Genomic DNA, 17,732 nt, shown 5'->3' on the forward strand with positions numbered 1-17,732 from the left:
TCACAAAGATAATCGGTCCATTCCATAACTTTCTGCCTATAAAAGAGCTATTTATTACAAAATAGTACATGATATAGTCTATTTTTAGCTCTTTAATTATAAAAAATAGAATTGTACAATATTGGAGTATTGATGAACAAAAATGTGTATCAGGTAAAATCCTTATTCATACTTTTGTGCAGATAAAATACAAGCCTAATAGTAACTTTAAACAAAAAAACTATCGCTTATGAAAAATGTGATTATTACTTCAGTCTTAGCTCTAATGCTTGCAACAGGTGCAAATGCGAAAAACATTTATGTTAGCCCGGATGGTTCTGCATCTAATAATGGTGAGTCCTGGAATTCTCCGATTAGTGATCTCGGTACAGCTTATTCAAAAGCATCCAAAGGCGATGTTATCTATATGGCAGGTGGTACTTATATGACTACTACTACTATTAATATGGTAGAAGGAGTGCATGTATATGGTGGATTTGCCAAAGGTGAAACATCTATAGAAAATCGTGTACGTCCCAATGCTGCTACAGAGCCTTGGAAGTTTACGAACGAAACTATAATTACCAGTGGAAATCAAACTTTCCGTCTGGTAGACCGTGTGGATAAAGATAATTTTTGGGTTAATACTATTATAGACGGTATTACTTTCAAAAACAATGTTTCAACAGACGGTCGTGTTCTCTATCTTAGAAACTCTGTAACTCTTCAAAATTGTCAGATTTTAGATAATGCTTGTACTAATACAGTGGTTTATGGCGAAGAAAATACAATAGTTCGTGACTGCTATTTTTCTGGCAATAATACCAGTAATCCTGAAAAAGAGGCAGTAACTCTTCAGCTGCGTGGATGTCACTCAGAGTATTTCCCAGGTAATCAGTTATACGATTGTGTTTTTGAAGGTAATAAAGTACCCAGTTTATCTATTTATAATACAGCAGAGCAAGTTAGTGATCAAGACGGTACATTGGTAACAAATTGTATTTTTAGAAATAATGTATCTTCTTGTATCCAGATTAATAATCAGTGGGCTAAACGTTATTTGAAAATTACTCACTGTTTGTTTGAGGGAAATACTTCTAGTAATATAGGCACTGTTCTTTCTGGTAATTCAGAAGTATATTATGATTTTGCCTTCAATATTATTCGTAATAACACAAATGCTACTCCTGCTGGTGAATCCTGGAGAAATGCAATCATTGCTACAAAAAAGAATGCACAAATTGAGAACTGTTTAATTGTAAATAATTCTTCGGAAAATCTCTTGATTGATTTGCAGGGTAGTACAATCTACAATAATACAATTGCTAATAATAAAGGTACTGTATATGTAGGTGAGAGTTATGCAACAGTGATGAATTCAATTATGGTGAATAATCAGGCAACTCATAATAACAAAGCAGTTTATGCAATTGATAACTCAGCAGTGCGGTTTTGTGCTTCTGATATAGAGATTACTAACAGTTCTACAGATAGTAACACCCCTGCTTTCTTTGAAGATAATATTATAGAAGCTGCTCCGTTTGTTAAGTCTACTACTTTTGTTGGATCTACTACGGATGCCGCTAATATTCAGGCCATAAAAGATGCAGATTTTTCTTTGACCAGCAACTCTGCATGTGTGAATACAGGTTCTGTTGACTTTATAGATGAGTTTTTTATGACTCAGGAATGGATTGATGAATTCATGAACAAAGATATAGCAGGTAATGAACGTATTGTAGATGGTAAAATCAATATGGGTGCTTATCAAGGAGGAAAAGGCACAGGTATTAACAATACCAGCATTGAAGAAGGCATGAATTGTAATGTAATTGTTGATGGAGGTATGATTTATATATCATCTGAAAAAGACGGTTATGTAACTCTATATAATGTAAATGGAGCAATGGTTGCATCTACAGAAATTGTAGGTGGCAATGCTTCTATCCCAGCAGCTCAGAAGGGGCTCTGTTTGGTTAAAGTTATAACAGGTAATCAAGTTAAAACTTTTAAAGTAGTTATTAAGTAATAACTGATACTATACGAAGAACGGTGTAACACCGTTCTTCGTATCTTCCTTTTTTAATAATTTAAAATTATAACACTATGAAGAAAGTCATTTTATTGTCAGTGAAATTCGTCTGCTTTTTCATTGTCAGTTTTTTATTGACACAAACGACTCTTGCACAATCGGTCTCCTCTATTATGGGTAAGGTCCTCGACAGCACTGGAGAAAGCGTAATCGGGGCATCGGTTTTAGTGAAAGGTACTACAAGCGGTACAATAACCGATATTGATGGAAATTTTAAACTGGATAATGTTCCTTCTAATGCTACGTTGGTAGTCTCATATATCGGTTATCAGACACAGGAAATTCCCGTTGCAGGAAAGAAGAATTTTACTGTCAAACTTGCTGATGATACACAAACTTTGGATGAAGTTGTTGTTGTCGGATATGGTGTACAGCGAAAGTCTGACCTTACAGGTTCTGTTGCTTCTGTAAAAGGAAGCGATGTGATCAAGAGTGCACCTGCGGCAGATATCACTTCTTCTCTTCAAGGACGTTTGGCTGGTGTAAGTATCGTATCCTCTTCTGGACAGCCAGGTTCTTCTTCTACTATTCGTGTGCGTGGTATGAACTCTATACAAGCTGATAGTGGTCCGTTGGTAGTTATTGATGGTTTTATTGGTGGCTCGCTTAGTTCATTAAATCCTTCGGATATTGCATCTATTGAAGTGTTGAAAGATGCTTCTGCTACTGCTATATATGGTTCTCGTGGTGCGAATGGTGTAATATTAGTAACCACTCGTAATCCGGAAGCAGGTAAAGTAAGAGTAGAATACAGTGGTTATGTAAATTTTAAAACTCCTTATAATCTTCCGGATGTAATGGAACCAGGTGATTTTGCAAGATTAGCAAATGAATATGGAGCAGCGCTTAGACCGGCTAATGAGGATGGTACCCCATATCGTTTTTATTCAGACGAGCAAATCAAAGCTTTTGATAGAGGTGAAAATGTATATGATTATGTAGGAAATATTTTCCGTGATGTTGCTATAGAGAACAATCATGAACTTTCAATTTCCGGTGGTAGTGAAAAAACTAAATTTTTATTCTCAGGAAGTTACAATAATAATCAAGGTACTGCTAAGAGTTCAAGTGCAGACACTTATAATTATCGTTTAAAGGTTGATACAGAGATCAAACCCTGGCTAAAATTTGGTGCTAATCTTTGGGGTAATTATTCTAAGAGCCAAGGGCCTCGTTTTAGTCAGTATCGTGGAGTTTTGATAGAATCTTTGATTTTTCCGAATACCATTTTACCCAAAGATGAAAACGGAAAATACAATAACGCAAATCTGACTGGCCCTCAGTATAATCCGATGGGACATATTTGGGAGATAGATAGTAATGGATATAGATATACTTCTCGTATTCAGGGTTATGCTGATGTTACTATTCTTAAAGGTCTGACTTTTAGAATGACGCAAGGATTTACTTTTGGAGATTATGTGGCTCGGTCAACTTATGGTAGAGATAGTTATACTACAGTGATGGCTAATGGGGATAAGACAAGTGCTACGGCTACAAGTACGCAGAATTATAGTTGGACAAATCAGAATATACTATCCTATGTGAAAGAGTTCAATAGAAACCATAGAATTAATGCCACAGCTGTATTTGAACAAATGTATTCGGATGACTTTATTCATAAGACAGAGGCTAAAGGAGGATTGGTATCGACTGTTATTGGTGCAAATAATACCGCTTTGGGTGATATAATGTATGCTTCTGGCGATAGAACTAAAACAACGATGATGTCTTGGATGGGACGTGTAAACTATGTGTTTATGGATCGTTATATGTTAACGGCCTCTTGGCGTTATGACGGTTCTTCCCGATTGAATAAAGACAATAGATGGGAACAATTTCCTTCTGTTGCTTTGGCATGGAATGCAAAACAGGAAAGTTTCTTACGAAATGTGGACTTATTAAGTCAATTGAAATTACGTTTGGGATATGGTGAAACAGGTAATCAGGCTGTAGCAGCTTATTCAGAATATACCAAACTGAAAGCTACAAGAAATGATCAGAATCATTTGGCTTTATCTACTGAGCGTATTGGAACCCCTAATCTAAGATGGGAAAGAACGCAACAATGGAATGGTGGTATCGATTTTGGTGCATTTAATAACCGTTTGACTGTTTCATTAGATGTTTATCATAAGTTGAGTAAAGATGTACTCTTAGAGGTAGATGCTCCGCATTATACAGGTTTCTCAAGCCGACTGGAGAATGCTGCCCATATTTTGAATAAAGGCTTTGAAATAACTATTGGGGCAGATCCAGTTGCTACCAGAGATTTTAATTGGAATACCAATATCACTTTGTCTCATAATAAAGGTACTATTGAAGAACTGTATAGCGACAAATCTTATATGGTTATTAGTGGAAATTATGAAAATAGATACTTCCGTAATGTAAAGGGGCAAAAACTAGGTACTATGTGGGGATATGTCAGTGATGGTGTATGGAAGTCATGGGAATTGGCGGATGCTCCTAAGGGGACAGCGGCAGGTTCGTATAAATTTAAAGACATTGATGGTGTAGAAGGTATTAATGAAGATGACCAGACTGCTATTGGTAATGGGCAACCGTCTTTCCAGTGGGGATGGAATAATACACTGACTTATAAGAATTTCGATTTGGGTATATTTGTTATGGGAGTGCATGGGTTTGATATTTATAACTATACGCGTGAAGCTCGTTTTGCTTCAAATGGCCTTATCTCTCTTGGACCTAATCCGGAATGGGCAAATCGTTGGACACCAGAAAACGAGAATACGGATATAGTGGGTTTTGTAGACGGGATTAATGCTTTGACTCCTTCTTCTCAGTTTGTGGAAAAAGGTGATTTTGTAAAGGTAAAAAGTATAACATTGGGATATTCTTTATCAAACACAACTTTGAGTAAAGCGGGGATTAGCAAACTTAGAGTTTATGCGTCTATTCAGAATCCATTCCTGTTTACAGGATATTCTGGTATCGATCCGGAAGTAACTTTGAAGAGTCCATTGACTTCTGGTATTGATTGGGGATATTATCCTAATGGGCGTAACTATTTGATAGGACTTAATTTTGCATTCTAAAATTAAAATCACAAAGTATGAAAAAACTAATTATAACATTGGGGATTAGTGGTATATTGTTTGCTGGATGTGTAGATTTATCTCAGGAGCCTCTGAGTTTTCCTACACCTGAGAACATTGAATATACAGAAGAGAACGTAACAAGTTTGACAAATGGTTTATACACTTCTCTTTGGGGAGGTAACTATGCATACAATTGCCGTACCATATTGATGGGATTGGGGGCAGATGATGTTGCTTGTGGTTCTTATAGTAAACGTGGTGTTTATTGGGATCAATTACATATTGATATGGGAAGCATGGAGAATGATTTTATGACCATGTGGGATAATATGTATAAACTTATACAAGGAAGTAATCAGTTAATTGAGGGTTTGGAGGCAACATCTTCAATGACTACAGAGGAGAAAAAACAATATTTGGGTGAAGCTTATTTCATGAGAGCATTTGCTCATTTTAATTTAGTCCGTTGGTTTGGTGATGTACCTGCATTTACTGATTCAAAATGTGCGAAAGATTTCTTGGGTAATACAACAATTACTCGAAATAAAGTAGAGGATATTTATAAAAAGCTGATTGTTCCCGATTTGCAGTTTGCTGAAATGCTATTGCCTAATCGTGGGCGTACTACTGCTCCTAATTCCACAGTATCTAAATGGGCTGCTAAAGCTTGTTTGGCAGAGGTTTATTTGACAATGGCTGGTTGGCCGCTGAAACAAACTCAGTATTATGCTGATGCAAGAGATAAGGCTTTTGAAATAATTGACAAGGGTGGATATGATTTGTTGCCACATTATGAGGATCTTTGGAAAGAAGCTACTAAAAGTGATGATACAGAACATATTTTTGCTTTGAATCATTCTACTACCATGTATAGTAATTATGGTAAATCATATTTTATTATTGAAGAGTCTACTGCAGCTTGGTCTGACTATGTTGCTGATCCTTATTTCTATGAAAACTATCCGGATGATGAACGTAAAGAGTTTAATTTTATAGATGAATTTATAATTAACAGAAGAAAAGTCAGTTATAAAAATACTACAATGAAGTCTCCTGCTATTAATAAGTATCGTGATTATGGTGGTGTGAGCTCTGCACAGTCTTTGGGTATTACTCCGATTTATCGTTATGCAGATGTTTTGTTAATGTATGCTGAGGCTCAGAATAAAGCAGAGCATACTCCTAATACATTGGCTTACAAATGTATTAATGATGTTAGGAAACGCGCTATGGGTGGTGTTGAAAACCCATTGACTCCCGGTTTGAGTGAAGAAGATTTTGATAAAGCTGTATTTGATGAAAGAGGTTGGGAATTCTTCTGTGAATTTAAGCGTTGGTTCCAACTTGTCAGGACAGAAAAAGTGTGGGATGCTAATCAACTCAATCCGGACATGAAAGCGGGAATTGATAAATATGGTGTTACTAAAAATAATAGAGATGTCTATTTGATGCCCCTTCCTTCTGCAGAGGTACAAGCTTGTGGATTCACTCAAAATCCTCGTTAATAGCTTTTTGTTAGTTAGAATATAATTCGGAGAAGTTACTTTTTTAAAAGTAACTTCTCCACAAAACCAATAAAATTTATGAAAAACATTTTCTTAACACTGTCCTTTCTGGGCTGTGCCGGATTGGCTTCGGCTGCAATAACGTGGTATGAAGAGAATATTCAGACTACGGAAATTTTGGCTACAGCTGAGAATCTGATTAAGGATTCTGGCTTTGATAATGCAGATTTTTCAAAAACATTTACTGATGAACCGCGTGTATATGGTTCATGGGTTACTTATACAGATGCGAAAGAAACCAATACTGTATCTTATGAAGTGGTAACCGATCCTGTCCGTGGTAAAGTCGGTTCATTTACTGGCAGATCACTTTCTTGGTATACTTCTTTTTTCGCACAACGTATTGAAACCACTGCTAAAAAAGGTATTTATAAGCTCTCCTTCTGGGGTAAATCTGCAAATGGCGGTAAAGTGAAAGCTTTTTTTAGAACTACCACGGCTAGTGATACTGATGGTTCAACTTATTTTATAAAGTATACTGATCAGCCAACTGACCCCACTGCAAAATGGCGTGGTACTTACTATAATCAAAGTTTGTCTACGGAGTGGAAAGAATATTCGGTAGAGTTTGATTTTACAAAGGTCGGTAAGACTATGTACGATATGACATTGAACGATGCTGTCGATGCAACTGATGTGGATTTAACTAATTTTACTCTCTGCTTCCAAGGTGAAAATGCTGATAAAAATATTCTGATTGACGATGTTAAACTTGAACTGGTGAAAGATTTGTCAGAACCGGAGCAGCCGGAAGAACCGGGAGATGCTTTAATAAAAGATTCAGGTTTTGATAATGCAGATTTCGCTAAGACCTTTGATACAACTCCTTCAGTTTTCGGTGAATGGGTAACTTATAAAGACCCTAAGAATGAAAAAAATGAGGTTAGTTATGCGGTTGTTGATGATGCTACTAAAGGTAAAGTTGCTTCTTATACAGGTAAACCATCTTCTTGGTATACTTCTTTCTTTGCTCAACGAATCGAAACTACTGCGAAAAAAGGTATTTATAAACTTTCTTTCTGGGGTAAATCAACTGATGGTGGTAAAGTAAAAACCTATATTCGTCTAACGGATGCTGCAGGAGGAGATGTACAGAAATTCTTTATTAAGGAAACCGGAAAACCGTCTGATCCTGCATCGAAATGGTATGGTTCTTTTTATAGTACATCATTGACTACTGAATGGACAGAATATTCTGTAGAATTTGACTTTACGAAAACAATTGCTAGTATGTATAGTGTACCATTAAGTGACGCTAAAGATGCAGACGAGGTAGATTGGACTAATTTTAGTATTTGTTTTCAAGGTGATATTGAAGCTAAAACTATTTTAATAGATGATGTAAAATTGGAATTAGTAAAGGATTTGTCTGAGCCGGAACCTGAAGAACCGACTGATCTAATAAAAGATGCCGATTTTAATGATGCTGATTTTACAAAAACGTTTGATGCAAGTCCTGCTATTTTTGGTGAATGGTTGACTTATAAAGATCCTGCTAACGAAAAAGCTGCAATAAGTTATGCGGTTGTTGATGATGCTACCAAAGGTAAAGTGGCTTCTTACACAGGTAAACCATCTTCATGGTATACATCATTCTTTGCACAACGTATTGAGACTACAGCTAAAAAAGGTATTTATAAACTCTCTTTCTGGGGTAAGTCTGCAGATGGTGGTAAAGCAAAAGTCTTTATTCGTTTGACTGACGCTGGTGGTAAGGATGTACAGAAATTCTTTATTAAGGAAACCGGAAAACCGTCTGATCCTGCATCAAAATGGTATGGCTCTTATTTTAACACGTCTTTAACTACCGAATGGGCAGAATATTCTGTAGAATTTGACCTTACGAAGACAATTACCAGCATGTATAGTGTACCGTTAAGTGATGCAAAAGATGCTGATGAAATTGATTTAACTAATTTCAGTATTTGTTTCCAGGGAGATGTTGCAGATAAAACTATCTTGATAGATAATGTATCATTTATCCTTGTGAAGGATTTATCGGATCCTGAGGAACCCGATCAACCGGGAGAGAATTTGGTAAAAGATTCAGGTTTTGAATCAAATCCGGATTTGACCTTACAATTGGAAGAACCGAAGGTTCTCGGGCAATGGGTTGCTTATAAAGATCAACAGTACGAAACCAAACCAGTTACTATTACTGTAAGTGACGATGCAACTCAGGGAAAAGTAGTAGCTATCACGGGACAAACATTCTCCTGGTATACAACAGTATTATCTCAACGTATTGAAGGAACTATTCCTCAAGGTATTTATCGTTTCTCCTTCTTGGGTCGTTCAGATGATGGTGGGCAATTGAGAATCTATACACGTACGACGGATGCTGATAATAGTAATACGAACAATTTCTTTATAAAAGAAACTGGAAAACCAAGTGATCCGACACAAAAATGGTACGGATGTTGGCAGAACTTTACTTTAACTAGTACGTGGAAAGAGTATTATGTTGACTTTAACCTATCAAAAACAGCTAATAGTATGTATCAGTGGACCTTTGATCAGGGTATTGTTAAAAATGCTACAGACGTTGATTTAACTAACATGAATATTTGTTTCTTAGGTAACAAAGAAAATGCAACGGTTTATATTGATAATGTGAGCTTTACTAAGATAGCTGATATTGATGAAGAAGATCAGAAATTGATTATCCAGTATGATTTTGAAGAAGCAACAGTACCTTCAGAGTGGAAAGCTACCGGTAGTGAACTTAGTCTGACTAAAGAACATTTCAAGAAGGGAGTACAAGCTTTGTGCTGGAATGCTGCTGATAAAGCAACATTAGAACTTCCGTTCAGTAAGAATTTGGCTGTAAGTCCTCAGAATGCTGCATTCTTCAATATTTATAGTACGAGTGCTAATAATGATACTATTTACACAGAATTCTTGGATGCTAATGATAAGGTTGTTAAGAAAGCTACTATTCTGGTAAATTTCAAAGGCTGGCGTGAGTTCAGTCGTGCATATGATGAATATGCTAATAAGGCGAATGCAAGTGTGAAGAAAGTACGTTTTATCTATGCTGCTAAGGAAGGTAACGGACAAAAGATTCTTCTTGATAATGTAGACTTTAATGCTGTTGTTGATAGTAAACGCCAGTATCCCGATATGATGGTATTGGATACTGAATATCTGAATGCAGACAATTCTCGCTTATTGAAAGTATACAACTTCGGTGCGGATGTAGTTCCAGGAACAGCAACAGAGGCAGAGATTGCAGATTTGAATACATTGAAACCTCAATTTGCGAGAACACCTGTAGGAAATACTGGTAAAATCAGAGAATTGCTTAGTAAAGTGTCTGCGATGAATATTGTAAGAAACAGCGATGGTACTGTATCAGGTAATGTAATGCCAACTCCTAAGGAACTGACTTTGGATTATTTGAAAGAGTTATCTTCTGATATTGAGATTATGGCAGCATCTGTCAATAACCAGCAAGTGAAGACGGCATTCAATAATCTGGTTGATCTGATCATTGATCAAGGTATTTTGTATAATTTTAGTGGACTCACTTATAGTGATTATACGAATGTGAAGGGCATTCCGGCTGGATTCCTCAATGCTATGAATGCTTATACAGATGAACAAAGAACCGAAATTGTGAAAGGTGTAAAATGGATGATAGAATTTAATTTGGCTTATGCTCCTCTGGAATATATCCTGTCACAATTTAGTTCGGACTACATTTATAACTTCTTGCCTAATCTGTATACATGTGCAGTCAATGCTGCTGATCAGAATGAGGCTGTAGAAAATCTGAAAGGCCTGACTCAATTGTTGGAGAATGCAAGTGAGTATGCTCCAGGTAGTAATGATATCCTTAAACCGGACGGTACAGGGTTCCACCATAATACGCAGTATAATAATTATATGTATGCATATAATACTTGGGTAGAATATATCAGCTATTTGAAAGGTACAAGTTTCCGTATTAACAAAGATGCCTATGAACGTATCAAAAAAGCGGTAGTAACATTGTATATGATGTCTACTAAATCAGAAAATGATATCCATCTTTTTGCTAATAGCATGGCAGGACGTCATCCATTGATAGGTGGTACTGAAATCACATTCAAAAAAGACTTATTTAAGAAGCTGATCGAAACAGGTGGTGATATCCTTGGTACAGGTATTGATGCTGAACTGGCTGCTCAATACAATTACTTCTTTATGGAAGATTTCTATACAGGAGTCAATAAAGCTGATGTAGACGGATTCTATCAGTTCAATTATAGTCCTGCCGGTATCTATCGTCAGAATAATTGGGTAGCTACGATGCGTTGTCCGACTACTAAGTTCTGGGGAGGTGAGGTTTATAGTAAAACGAACCGTTTTGGACGTTATCAGGCACACGGAACTCTTGAAGTGATGTATGATGGTGCAATGGAGAACTCCGGTTTCCCGAAAAAGAATGCAAGCCTTGGTACTAAAGTGACTGGTGGATGGGATTGGAATGTAGAAGCAGGTGCAACCACTGTACATTATACTTCCTGGAAAGAAATGATGCCTAACAAGAATGTGACTGATCGTTTTGATCAATATTCAAAAACAACCAACTTTGCCGGTGCTTTAGCATGGAAAGATTGTGGTATGTTTGGTGCTGAATTTGATCAGGATGATTCATGGGGTAGTCTACGTTTTACACCAACAAACCTGACATTTAAGAAATCGGTATATGCATTTGATGGAATGTTGATCAGTTTGGGTAGCAATATCTCTGCATCCGGAGCTTATGGTGACGACATGATTACTGCAACTAATTTATTCCAGGGTATTGACTCTGAAGTAAGTGGTGATCTGGTAGTAAACGGTGAAACAATGGCAGCTGGTGCGGAAGCTAAAACAAATGATTCGTCAGCAGATTTATGGATGGTTACACCACAAGGTACCGGATATTTTGTACCCAAAGGCAATGATCCGATTATCATTAAGCATGGTGAACAAAGTTCTCCGAATGAAACCGGTGATAATGTAGATGATCCTGTGACTGTAACTGCTGCCAAAGCATATATTAATCATGGTGTAAAAACTTCTGGTAAAGAATATGTCTTTGTAGCTGTTCCGGCAACGAATGTAACTGATATGGCAGAACTGGCAGCTAAGATGGCTAACAAGGGAGGTGAAATTTTTGAGATAAAAGCTCAGAATGAAAAACTTCACGCGCTGGCTTACAAACCTGCCAAAGTTACAGCTTATTCTATCTTTACAGCTGTAGACGGTTTGAACTTCGGTCGTCTGAAATCTACTGCTTCAGAAATGCTGTTGATGGAGAAACCCGGTGTTAATGATAAGATGCTTTCATTGGCTATTTCTAATCCTAACTTACGTCCGCAAGCGGATAATGTTTACGGTTGGGTAGCTACTCCTACACAAACCAGCATTGTTTTGGATGGAGAGTGGGTTCTGAATGGTGATGCAATCGACGGTGTTACTATCACTCCACAAAGTGATAAAACTACAAAGATTGATCTTACTCTTACTGAGGGAGAACCTGTATATATTGACTTAGTTGATAAAGACGCTGTAGGCATAACCACAGTAGATCAGTCAGAACAGGCACACGTTTATACAGCCGGACACGACGTATTTGTTGTAAATGCTGTGGGAACAGCTATGGTATATGATGTTGCCGGACAGGTTATTAAATCTGTTGACGTAGACGGATCGGCACGTTTCACTCTTGATCAGCAAGGATGTTATATTGTGAAGATCAGTGATAAAACAGTGAAGGTTGTAATTAGATAACCTTTCGATTTCGTAATTTTTCTAACCTTTGATTGGAACACCGGCTCGAAAGGGTCGGTGTTTTTCTTTAATTGATTTCTTTTTTGAAAAAAAATATTAAACAAATAAATCTATAACAGAGAATATTATTTTAAATACTATTTCCCTCTTTATATAGGTCTATATGTAATTTCTTTTGAAAATATTCATAATAAAATTTGCTTTTATCTATTTCATCTGTTAGTTTTGTAGAAACCTTTTTTCTAAAATATAAGTTATTATGGGAAAAACATTATTTATAAGGATAGGTAAATTGCTTTTTATTCTCATTACTGTTTGGTGTTGTGGCATTACTAATTGTTTGTTTGGACAAGTTACCACGCAAAATTATGTACGTACACGTACTATGCTGAATGAGGCGGGGGATAAGTATGTTGATCAGATACAATATGTAGATGGATTTGGACGCCCTTTTCTTCAGGTAAATAAGGCAGATAACATCATAGCTACACTACAAGAATATGATAGTGCCGGGCGTGAGGGAAAGTCATGGTTGCCACTACCTATAAGCAGCGATTATATGGAGCCTACTGCTATTAAAGCGCAACTTTCAGGATATTACGAAAATGATTCACGTCCTTATAGCGAACCTCTTTATGAATCTTCCCCTTTAAATAGGGTGGTAGCTCAGTATGGTGTGGGTGATGCGTGGAGAGAGCATCCTGTTAGAATAGACTATTTGGTGAATCAAGAAAATGGAGTATTATCTTGCAAATATTACAAAGTCAATAGTAGTGGTAATTTGGAAATTGAAGGCAACTATAGGCCGGCTTCTTTATATGTAACAATGCAAACTGATGAAGATGGAAATGTATCATATGTTTTTACTGATATGCGAGGAAAACAAATATTGACTCGGCAACTGTCAGATAACATTTCTCATGATACTTATTATATATATGATGATTTGGATAACCTACGTTTTGTCCTTTCGCCTATGTACCAGCAAAAAGCGGATATTGACTTATATGCTTATCAATACCGTTATGACGATCGTGGTCGTTGCATTTGGAAAAAAATCCCAGGATGTGGCCCTGTTATATATGTTTACGATAAGGCAGATCGATTGGTTTTTTCTCAAGATAGCCTGCAACGTGCGCAGGATACTCCAAAATGGGACTTTTATGTCTATGATAAACTTGGGCGTACACTTTTATATGGTATATGTTCAAATAACAATATTGATGAAGCGAGAGATGATATTATCACTGGAGTGTTTTCCAATACAACTAATACTATTGGGAATAGCGGATATAATAGTAACTTCAGTCTAATATCTCCTTCGGTTAGGAAAGTATATTATTATGATAATTATGATTTTCTTGAATTGCCAAGTTTTACTGATAGAAGCAGATTTCCATTACCTACAGTCAAGGCTACCGGACTCCTTACGGGAGAAAATGTTTGGCAGGCTATGGCATATTATTATGATTCAAAAGGTCAATTAATTCAATCTTCAGGTTCTGAAATTAGTGAAACAACAGATTACTCTTTTACTGGACAGCCTTTAAAAGTAGAACGAGTTTATCATATAAGACTTCCTATGAGAATTCTTAATCCCCACGAAATTTATATGTATCATTACGATGGGCAAGATCGGGTACATAAAATCGAACATCAGATAATAGCTGAGAATCAAACAAGTGATAGTCCTGTTATTACGCTTGCTGAAAACTTATATGATGATATAGGGCGATTGCAAATGAAAAAGTTACATAATGGAGCAATTTCTATAAACTATTCCTACAATATTCGTAACTGGATAAGTGACATCACAAATAAGCATTTTAAAGAGCATTTGTATTATAATACAGGTCCTTCGAAGGCGTGCTACAATGGCAACATAAGTGCTTTTGATTGGGAAGTTTCTAATAGTTCAACTTTACGTAATTACAAATTGAGCTATGATGGTTTAAATCGGATGACTTCTGCCATATATAGTGAAGGTGTCGCTTATAATATAAATGAAAATCATTTTAGTGAATTGATTGATGAATATGATTTAAATGGAAACATCAAGCGTCTACGCCGTTACGGGAAATCAAATGCCACATCGTATGGGTTGATAGATAATTTAACATTAGAATATAATGGTAATCAATTGAAATATGTAGATGATGCAGCCACAGATCCGTTGCGTTATGGTGTATCTAACTTCGTAAATGATTCCGATAGAGAAATAGAATATGTATATGATGGGAATGGAAATTTAATTCAAGACTATAATAAGGGTATTGCTCTTATCCAATATAATTATCTGAATCAACCTACGTTTATCCATTTTAAAAATGGACACAGTATTGATTATTCATATGGTAATGATGGCTCTAAAAGAAAAGCGTATTATGCTACTGCGAGAGCTGGGGTAGTTATACCTATGGGAGGGCGTATCACTGTTGAAGATGGGGTGGAAGAGAAAGGACTATATCCATCTGAGGTGTTAGAAGAAACTTGGAACGAATACTGCCAAAATCTAGTCCATTTTGGAACTGACTATATGCTACTACTTCCGGAAGGTTATGTAACTTTTGAGAATCGATTTAAATATACATATCATTATTATTTGAGGGATCATTTGGGCAATAATCGTGTGGTGGTAAAGCAAGATGGAGAAACAATAAAGCAGATTAACCACTATTATCCTTTCGGAGGTTCATTTGGGGAAGAAACTGTTATAAGTAATCAGCCTTATAAGTTTGGAGGGAAGGAACTTGATAAGATGCATGGGTTAGATTGGCATGATTTTGGAGCAAGATATCAACGTAATGATGTTCCCAGTTGGATTGGTGTAGACCCTTTATGTGAGAAATATTATTCAATTTCTCCTTATGCATATTGTATGAATAATCCGATACGGTTTATAGATCCGGATGGCCGCGATATTTCTTTTTCTTATGAATGGGAGAAGGATGAAGATGGGAAGTATGTAATAAACAAGGATGGTGGTCGTAATTTGATAGGGGTAATTATGAATGTTACCGGTAAAGTAATAAATGTGTCATCCAATTCAGGAATTAATATGGTTAATGCAACTAAAAGAATTTCTTCTCAAATAGAATCTTCTTTTAATGGACAAGATGATAATGGTATTACTTTTTCAACTAATGTAGATTTATCTATAGCAAATTCAATGGATGATGTTGCAGAAAGCGATCATTTGTTTGCTTTAGCTGATATAGACTCTCCTTTGGGCGAAACTGTGCAAGGTGTAGCTAATGTTTCCGGAGGGAAAGTTACATTTATTAATGCCGATTATTTTACTGGGTTCTTGGATACCAGCATCGGTAATGTAGGACCAGGAACCGCAGCTCATGAATTTGGGCATTTGGCTGGTCTAAAGCATACCTCTGGATTGATGAAGGAAAATCCTGGAGGAATTTTGTGGATGAGAAGTACTAAAATGAATAATGAACAATTACAATCGATATATAGTAGTTATAGAAAAGGTCTTTTAAATCAAGGAAACAATTGGGAATATGTTAGATATAGTAGTCCTTCAGCAGGAGGCGCAATAAGGAAGAAAAAGCCTAATAGAGGGTTGGGAGCTGCCCGTTTATATGTTATATATTAATAATACGAATCAGTATTTGATTCCTTAGTTAAAAATTAGAGTAATTAATGCGATGGCAATTTTTCCCATCGTATGTATCAGAAGTCCAGATGTAGATCTGACTTTCATCGCTCTTTGAATATTTGTTTTTTCATTCAACCAGTTGAATAATGATTCAATGGGTTGTCTGACTTTTGAGACTGCCGTTGAAAACAAGTCTCTTGCCGCTTTCTCCCTTTTTGTTATTTCAGGTGATTCTCCTTTGATAGCTTTTACAGGAGTAAATAGCTCGAGTTTTTTGGATTCTTTCGTCTCTTTATAGAATGGCATATCCGAATATATTTTATCGGCATATATTTCTCTATTGTTCAGATTTCCCACACATTCTCTTTTGAATACAGTGGAGTCATTTTCATCAGCAGCGGAAAGTATGAGCATTTCAGGAAAAGGTATAGTTCCTTTTCTACGGAAAGCCACTGCATGGAGTTTTAGTCCGAAATAATACATGTTCTTTGTCGAACAATATCCTTTGGAAGTAATCTCAGTGGCGACCTTTCCTACTTTGTTCTTTCCTGCGCAAGTAATGATAGGCATCGAGTCAACTAATGATTTCATACTGTCACAATCTTGAGGTTTGAATGAATGGATTAACTGCCTGACGAGTTCGCTGATTGCTTCCGGCATCAAATTCAATCTATAATTGAATGTTTGGTAAGAAGGCAAGTCAGGGAACCATGAAAGCAGGTATTCTTTGGTAAAGGTATGTATGTCTTTGATTTTAAAGTATTGCTGATAAGCTCCGCAGAACAGATATACAGTAAGCAGTTCCTGATCGGTAAAGATTGGATGATTGTTATTACTGAACCTCTGGCAGTAGAACTTGAGTGAAGACTCGTAAACATCGCAGATATACATATATATTTTTATAAGTTTTAATTCTTTCTCCTTGGGAATCATAATTAGAACAATGAGTGGTTTTATTCTTCTAATATACTGATTTTCAAGGAGATTAGAAAACTAATTAATGAGATAATTAACTGAATAATAACATTTTAACAAGCGAAAAAGGTAGATGATTATCAACTGCTGATTCGCATTAATAATTAATGAGAATTTATATGAGAAAGCTAAAGAGAATATTTTTGATTATTTTTTCAGTATTATTTGTGTGTGGCATTTTACAGCAATTGTATTATAGAGTTAAATATGAAGGAAATTTAGTATTTTATATAACTAATGAATCTCCGGCGGATCCTGCCCGATTAGAGATTTTTATAGATGGAATAAAAGTTGTAGATGATAAAATAAGAAGTGTATTTCAGTTGGTAAAACAGTATTCTGTTAAAACAACATTAGGTAATCATGTAATAACTGTTAAAATAGATGGGGAGTTTATTGAAGAGATAAAGTTAAATACATTTTTAGTTACTTTTGTGTCTGTAGAGTATTATGGAGATATCTTGGATAGCACTGATAAATATAGAAAGTACTTTTATATAGGTGTTCACAAATCTCCAATGCTTTTTATCGCTTAATAAAATAGTGTTTTGCAATACATATACATAAAAGAAGAAAAGGGAAATTTTACATGAAAGAAGAACTAACTACAGATGAAAATACGCATTTATTCAATTTCTCCCTATGCGTATTGTGCGAATAATCCGATAAATGCGATTGATTTA

7 protein-coding genes are annotated in these 17,732 nt (G+C 36.0%); 6 read left to right on the forward strand and 1 reads right to left on the reverse strand.

Annotated elements, in window-relative coordinates; genetic code table 11:
- The first annotated feature begins 229 nt into the window (after positions 1–229).
- From ACESQI_RS00575 to ACESQI_RS00595, 5 genes are all read left to right on the forward strand, one after another.
- A complete protein-coding gene (locus tag ACESQI_RS00575; protein ID WP_373125332.1) occupies positions 230–2,008 on the forward strand; it encodes a right-handed parallel beta-helix repeat-containing protein in 1,779 nt (592 codons plus the stop codon).
- A 77-nt stretch (positions 2,009–2,085) separates the two neighbouring features.
- A complete protein-coding gene (locus tag ACESQI_RS00580) occupies positions 2,086–5,130 on the forward strand; it encodes a SusC/RagA family TonB-linked outer membrane protein (RefSeq protein WP_373125333.1) in 3,045 nt (1,014 codons plus the stop codon).
- 17 nt (positions 5,131–5,147) lie between these two features.
- Positions 5,148–6,638, forward strand: a complete 1,491-nt coding sequence (locus ACESQI_RS00585) for a RagB/SusD family nutrient uptake outer membrane protein (protein WP_025866557.1) — start codon at positions 5,148–5,150, stop codon at positions 6,636–6,638.
- Between the two features lie 78 nt (positions 6,639–6,716).
- Positions 6,717–12,461 carry a DUF4627 domain-containing protein gene (locus ACESQI_RS00590; protein ID WP_373125334.1) on the forward strand — a complete coding sequence of 1,915 codons (5,745 nt, stop codon included), beginning with the start codon at positions 6,717–6,719 and terminating at the stop codon, positions 12,459–12,461.
- Positions 12,462–12,720: 259 nt separating this feature from the next.
- Positions 12,721–16,071 carry a DUF6443 domain-containing protein gene (locus tag ACESQI_RS00595; RefSeq protein WP_373125335.1) on the forward strand — a complete coding sequence of 1,117 codons (3,351 nt, stop codon included), beginning with the start codon at positions 12,721–12,723 and terminating at the stop codon, positions 16,069–16,071.
- A 24-nt stretch (positions 16,072–16,095) separates the two neighbouring features.
- On the opposite strand, the gene ACESQI_RS00600 is transcribed toward ACESQI_RS00595, so the two are convergent.
- Positions 16,096–16,965: a transposase gene (locus tag ACESQI_RS00600; RefSeq protein ID WP_007484362.1), complete on the reverse strand. Its 870-nt coding sequence runs from the start codon at positions 16,963–16,965 to the stop codon at positions 16,096–16,098.
- 203 nt (positions 16,966–17,168) lie between these two features.
- On the opposite strand from ACESQI_RS00600, the gene ACESQI_RS00605 reads away from it, so the two are divergent.
- Entirely contained in the window at positions 17,169–17,585 is a 417-nt protein-coding gene (locus ACESQI_RS00605; protein WP_007483326.1) for a hypothetical protein, read from the forward strand.
- Positions 17,586–17,732: the final 147 nt, after the last annotated feature.

Origin of the sequence: Bacteroides sp. HPS0048, from assembly GCF_964240755.1 — a bacterium.
Taxonomy (GTDB): Bacteria; Bacteroidota; Bacteroidia; order Bacteroidales; family Bacteroidaceae; genus Bacteroides; species Bacteroides nordii.

Bases quoted from the DNA above. Each gene is read 5' to 3' on its own strand.
- ACESQI_RS00575 (WP_373125332.1), top strand. From the start codon at position 230: ATGAAAAATGTGATTATTACTTCAGTCTTAGCTCTAATGCTTGCAACA.
- ACESQI_RS00580 (WP_373125333.1), top strand. From the start codon at position 2,086: ATGAAGAAAGTCATTTTATTGTCAGTGAAATTCGTCTGCTTTTTCATT.
- ACESQI_RS00585 (WP_025866557.1), top strand. From the start codon at position 5,148: ATGAAAAAACTAATTATAACATTGGGGATTAGTGGTATATTGTTTGCT.
- ACESQI_RS00590 (WP_373125334.1), top strand. From the start codon at position 6,717: ATGAAAAACATTTTCTTAACACTGTCCTTTCTGGGCTGTGCCGGATTG.
- ACESQI_RS00595 (WP_373125335.1), top strand. From the start codon at position 12,721: ATGGGAAAAACATTATTTATAAGGATAGGTAAATTGCTTTTTATTCTC.
- ACESQI_RS00600 (WP_007484362.1), bottom strand. From the start codon at position 16,965: ATGTATATCTGCGATGTTTACGAGTCTTCACTCAAGTTCTACTGCCAG.
- ACESQI_RS00605 (WP_007483326.1), top strand. From the start codon at position 17,169: ATGAGAAAGCTAAAGAGAATATTTTTGATTATTTTTTCAGTATTATTT.